We start from the raw sequence: 5228 nt of genomic DNA, 5'->3' as shown, positions 1-5228 counted from the left end.
TCGCTCTTCCGATCGCCCGGGTAGTTCATCGCGGTGGGGTTGCCGGCCTGGCAGCAGTTCGGCTCGTTCTGCACCGACAGGTAGTCCACCGGCACCCCGGCCGCCTGGTACGACTGGATGTACTTCACCAGGTACTGGGCGTACATCGGGTAGTACTCGGCCTTGAGCCAGCCCATCTGGTCCATCCGGCCGTTGTCCTTCATCCAGCCGGGCGCGCTCCACGGCACACCCTTCACCCGCAGCGCCGGGTTCAGTCCCTTGGCCTGCTGGGTGAGCAGCCGGACGTTCGTGTCGTATCCGTTGGCGCCGAAGTCGTTCAGGTTGCAGCAGGTGTCGTCGAGGGACACGTTGCCGGGGCGGGACAGGTCGGACGCGCCGATCGGGTTGCGCACAAAGGACAGTCCGATGCCGTCGGTGGGGGAGAAGAGCCGGCGCATCGTGTCGTCGCGGGTGGCGGCGCTGACCGGGCCGCCGCGCAACAGGTACGCCGTGGTGTCGGTGATCGAGGCGCCGCCGCCCTGGAAGGTCTGGTAGCGGGTGTTCTCGTTGACCGTGATCGTGGTCGGCGCCGCCGCGCTGGAGGACGCGAAGGCGATCGGCGCCTGGGCCTGCAGACCGCGGGTGACGGTGCGGCCGCCGGAGTCGGAGGTGGTGGTGAGGACGATGTTGACCTGTTCGCCGGCGGCGAGTGCGGGCGTGGCGGGGATAGCGACGGCACCGAGGAGAAGGGCGGCCGCTGCGGGGATGGTTAGCGACTTCACCCCCTTATTCTCAACCTTGAATTAAGATCGGTAAACCCTCTTAAGAGATTTACAACGATTAATTCGTGGTGAGGTCGCCACGATGGCGCGTGGGAGCGCGACCACCAGACGCGAGGCACCCGGAGGCGTCGCATGCGAAGGAGGGCACGCCGGCGGCGTGCCCTCCCTCGTGGTGAGACTCAGGCCTTGTAGTGCGCGATCGCGTCGCGGTACCAGAGTGCGCTGCGCTTGGGCGTACGCGTCTGGGTCTCGTAGTCGACGTGCACGATGCCGAAGCGTTTCGCGTACCCGTATGCCCACTCGAAGTTGTCCATCAGCGACCAGGCGAAGTACCCGCGGATGTCCGCGCCCTCGGCGCGGGCCGCCGCCACCGCCGCGATGTGGTCGGCCAGGTACGCGGTCCGGTCGTCGTCGTCCACCGAGCCGCCGGTGGACATCGCGTCGTCGAACGCCGCGCCGTTCTCGGTGACCACCATCGGCAGGCCGGGGTAGTCGCGGTGCAGCCGGACCAGCAACTGGGTGAACCGCTCCGGGGTGATCGGCCAGTCCATCGCGGTCCGAGCGGTGTCCGGCAGGATCGACCGGACCACCGGATGCCCGTTGTCGTCCTCGGTGCGGCCCTGCTCGTCGACGCCGCTGAAGTCCTGTCCGAAGTAGAAGTTGACGCCCAGCACGTCGAACGGCGTGGAGATGATCTCCAGGTCGCCGTCCTGGACCGGGAACGCCGTGCCGCGGGCGGCCAGGTCGGCCACGATGTCGTCCGGGTACCGCCCGTAGCGCAGCGGGTCCAGGTAGATCCGCGTGCCCATCCCGTCGGCGCGGCGGGCCGCCTCGCGGTCGGCCTGGCTGTCGGTCGCCGGGTCGCTCGTACCCATGTTCAGCGTGATGCCGAACCGGTGCGCGGTGGTCTCCGCGGCCCGCATCCGCTGGACCGCGAGGCCGTGGCCGAGCAGCAGGTGGTGCACCGCGCGGATCGCGTTGTCGTGCTCCCGCCGCCCCGGCGCGTGCACGCCGACCTCGTAGCCCAGCCATGCCGAGCACCACGGCTCGTTCAGCGTGGTGAAGGTGTCGACCCGGTCGGCCAGCTTGTCGAAGACCATCATCGCGTAGTCGGCGAACCGGTACGCGGTGTCGCGGTTGGGCCACCCGCCCGCGTCCTCCAGCTCCTGCGGCAGGTCCCAGTGGTAGAGCGTTACCCACGGGTCGATCCCGTTGGTCAGCAGCTCGTCCACGAGCCGGTCGTAGAAGGCGAGCCCCGCCGGGTTCGCCGGCCCGCGTCCGCCGGGCTGCACCCGCGGCCAGGCCACCGAGAACCGGTACGAGTCGACGCCGAGGCTCTTGATGAGCTGCACGTCCTGCGGCATCCGGTGGTAGTGGTCGCAGGCGACGTCGCCGTTGTCGCCGTCGTGCACGGCGCCGGGCTTGCGGCAGAACGTGTCCCAGATGGACGGTGTCCGGCCGTCTTCGGCCACGGCCCCCTCGATCTGGTACGACGAGGTGGCGACGCCCCACTGGAACGATGACGGGAACTGAATCTTGGTTGAGAGGCGGTGGGGAGCGGGCGAGATCGTCAAGATGAGACTCCGTTGGGGGAAACGCCGATCGGCTCCTGGACGGGGTGCAGCCAGCACGCGACGGAACGCGTGCCGCCGTCCGGGGTTGCCGGCCGGCCGAGCACCGGGATGTGCTCAGCGCAGGGTTCGAACCGCTTGGGGCAGCGGGGGTGGAAGGAGCAGCCGGACGGCATGCCCTTGAGGTCCGGCGGGGAGCCGGGGATGCCGGTGAGCTCCCGGCGGGGGCCGCGCAGCGCGGGGAACGAGCCGAGCAGGCCGTGGCTGTACGGGTGCAGCGAGTCGCGGTACAACGCCGACGCGGGCGCCTCCTCGACGATCCGGCCGCCGTACATGATGGCGATCCGGTTCGAGAACTCGACCAGCAACGACAGGTCGTGCGTGATGAAGATGACCGAGAAGCCGAGCCGCTCGCGCAACTCGATGAGCTGGCCCAGGATCTGCCGCTGCATCACCACGTCGAGCGCGGTGGTCGGCTCGTCCATGATGACCACCTGCGGCTGCAGGATCAGCGCCATGCCGATCATCACGCGCTGCCGCATACCGCCGGAGAGCTGATGCGGGTACGCGTCCATCCGGTCGGCCGAGATGCCGACCAGCTTGAGCATCTCGCGGCAGCGGACCGCCCGGCTGTGCGCCGACATCTTCGGCTCGTGGGCCTCGAGCACGTCGTTCAGCTGCGTCGAGATCTTGTGCACCGGGTTGAGCGAGTTCATCGCGCCCTGGAACACGATCGCGGTCTCGGCCCAGCGGAACCGCCGCAGGCCGTCGTCGGAGAGGCGCAGGACGTCGTACGGCTCGGCCTTCTCCGGGTGGTAGATCACCTCACCGCCGGTGATCGCACCGGGCGGCGCGAGCAGGCGGGTCAGCCCGTACGCGAGGGTGGACTTGCCGGAGCCGCTCTCGCCGGCCAGGCCGAGCACCTCGCCGCGGTGCAGTGTGAGGTTCACGTCGCGGACCGCGTGCACCGCCTGGTCGCCCAGGCCGTAGTCCACGTTCAGGTTGCGGATCTCGAGCACCGGCTCGCTCATGACGCCGTCTCCTTCTTGACGACCGGGGTCGCGCCGTTCAGGTTGATCGGCAACGGGCGGGCGTGGGTGTGCGGGGCCGCCGAGTTGTCCAGGACCGGCGTGAAGCCGACGCGCATGCGTACCGTGTGCCCGCTCGCGGTCTTGATCTTGGTCTTGCCCGCACTCCGCAGCCGGGGACTCACGAACTCGTCGATGCCGAAGTTGATCAGCGAGAGGGCGGTGCCGAGGAACGCGATGGCCAGGCCGGCCGGCACGAACCACCACCAGGCGCCCTGCGACAGCGCCTGCTGGCTCTGCGCCCAGAACAGGATCTCGCCCCAGTTCCAGTTGGAGATGCCGCCGATGCCGATGAAGGCCAGGGTGATCTCGGTGGTGACCGCGAAGATCACGGTGCCGACGAAACCGGACGCGATGATCGCGGTGAGGTTGGGCAGGATCTCGAAGAAGATCACCCGCCACGTCTTCTCGCCGCTGGCCCGGGCCGCCTCCACATAGTCGCGGCGGCGCAGCGACAACGTCTGCGCCCGCAGGACCCGCGCACCCCAGGCCCAGGCGGTGACGCCGATCGTAATCGCGACGACCAGCGAGCCGGCGTTCTCGAAGGTCGACGTGATGATGATGATCAGCGGCAGGGCCGGGATCACCAGGAACACGTTGGACAGCGCGGACAGGACGTCGTCCCAGCCGCCACCCAGGTAGCCGGCGGTCACGCCGACGATCACCGAGATGATGGTCGCGGCGATCCCGGCGGTAAGGCCGACGACCATGACGCCGCGGGTGCCGACCAGCAGCTGGCTCAGCACGTCCTGGCCGAGGTGGGTGGTGCCCAGCCAGTGCGCCCCGGACGGGCCCTGCACCAGCTCCTTGCTGCGCGCGTTCGGGTCGTACGGCGCGATCCACGGACCGATGACCGCGAAGAGCAGGTAGATGCCCATCATGATCAGGCCGGTGGCGGCCTTGGCGTTGGTGATGAACCGGAACTTCCGGCGCTTCGCCTTGGCCGGCGTGGTGTCCGGCGACGCCATCGCGCCTTCGGGGATGACCTGGTCGATGCTCGAGGTGGGAATGGTCATCGCTCAGCCCTCCTTACGGGTGCGCGGGTCGAGCAGCAGGTAGACGATGTCGGCCAGCAGGTTCGCGACCAGCACGGTGATCGTGATGATCAGGAAGATGCCCTGCATCAGCGGATAGTCCTTGGCGCCCACCGCACGGAAGAGCAGGAAGCCGAGACCGGGATACGAGAACACGATCTCGAGGACGAACGTGCCGGCGACGATGAAGCCGAGCGACAGCGCGAAGCCGGAAACGTTGGGCAGCAGGGCGTTGCGGGCCGCGTAGCTCAGCGCGACCCGCCGCCCGGACAGGCCCTTGGCGTGCGCGACGGTGATGTAGTCCTCGGCCGAGACGGTGACCATCATGTTGCGCATGCCCAGGATCCATCCGCTGACCGAGGAGATCAGGATGGTCACGGCCGGCAGCACACCGTGCTGCAGAGCGCTCGAGATGAAGGTCCAGTCCGGGTACGGGACCAGGCCGGCCGCGTAACCGCCGGACGAGGGGAAGAAGCTGTCCGGCCCGGCCAGCACGTAGATGGCCAGCAGCCCCAGCCAGAAGTACGGCACCGACGACAGGAACGTGGTGACCGGCAGAAGCCCGTCGATCCACGAGCCGCGCCGCCAGCCGGCCAGCACGCCGAGACCGGTGCCGATCAGGAAGCTGAGCACTGTGGTGATGCCCACCAGCGCCACCGTCCACGGCAGCGCGTCGGTGATGACGTCGTAGACCGGGGTGGGGAAGGCGCTGAACGACAGACCCAGGTCGCCGTAGGCAATATTCTTCCAGTAATGGACGAACTCGCTCAAGAG

Annotated in this window: 4 protein-coding genes and 1 pseudogene; all 5 read right to left on the bottom strand. The window is 68.7% G+C overall.

Features of this window, described 5'->3' with window-relative positions; genetic code table 11:
- A pseudogene (locus AB0M20_RS26100) lies at positions 1–761 on the bottom strand (glucosylceramidase); the annotation flags it as partial.
- 179 nt (positions 762–940) lie between these two features.
- Positions 941–2335: a GH1 family beta-glucosidase gene (locus AB0M20_RS26095; protein WP_364302487.1), complete on the bottom strand. Its 1395-nt coding sequence runs from the start codon at positions 2333–2335 to the stop codon at positions 941–943.
- Positions 2332–3363, bottom strand: coding sequence for an ABC transporter ATP-binding protein (locus tag AB0M20_RS26090; protein WP_364302485.1), 1032 nt, complete (start codon positions 3361–3363; stop codon positions 2332–2334). The genes AB0M20_RS26095 and AB0M20_RS26090 overlap by 4 nt, the downstream gene beginning before the upstream one ends.
- A complete protein-coding gene (locus AB0M20_RS26085; protein WP_364302483.1) occupies positions 3360–4436 on the bottom strand; it encodes an ABC transporter permease in 1077 nt (358 codons plus the stop codon). Before AB0M20_RS26085 ends, AB0M20_RS26090 begins: the two co-directional genes overlap by 4 nt.
- A 3-nt stretch (positions 4437–4439) precedes the next feature.
- The coding region (locus AB0M20_RS26080) for an ABC transporter permease (RefSeq protein ID WP_364302481.1) at positions 4440–5228 on the bottom strand (789 nt) is incomplete at its 5' end.

The organism is Actinoplanes sp. NPDC051633 (assembly GCF_040681735.1).
Classification (GTDB): domain Bacteria; phylum Actinomycetota; class Actinomycetes; order Mycobacteriales; family Micromonosporaceae; genus Actinoplanes.
Note: the sequence above shows the minus strand (reverse complement) of the source record. Positions and strands in the feature narration are given on the sequence as shown.